Origin of the sequence: Streptomyces sp. BE303 (assembly GCF_036290945.1) — a bacterium.
Taxonomy (GTDB): domain Bacteria; phylum Actinomycetota; class Actinomycetes; order Streptomycetales; family Streptomycetaceae; genus Kitasatospora.
The window spans coordinates 1-314 of record NZ_JAQYWZ010000632.1; the positions used below are offsets into that span (position 1 = coordinate 1).

1 pseudogene is annotated in these 314 nt (G+C 82.5%); it reads left to right on the forward strand.

The features are described from left to right. Positions 1-92 precede the first annotated feature (92 nt). Positions 93-314: pseudogene (locus PUR56_RS14435) on the forward strand (hypothetical protein); the annotation flags it as partial.

The following is a 314-nucleotide window of genomic DNA, read 5'->3' on the forward strand; positions in this document are numbered from 1 at the left end:
CACCGGCCCCACGGCGCCGCCCCCGTCCCGGTCCCGGACCGCCGCCGCCAGCCCCTCCCGCGCCTCCCGGACGCCCGTCCGCCCGGACCCCTGTGATCGACCCGCTCGGACCACCGGAGTGCTACGCGATCTGTCTCTCGTCGGCGGGGCTGGCCGGGGTTTGTGCGGCCGACGGGTCCGTGCTGACGGCCGTACGGGAGGCGCGGGAGGCGCGGGCGGCGGCGGTCCGGGACCTGGCCGGGGGGGGGGCCGTGGGGCCGGGGGCCCTGGCGGGACGGGACGCGGGGCTGCGGCACGGCCGGGTCCGGCGGGAG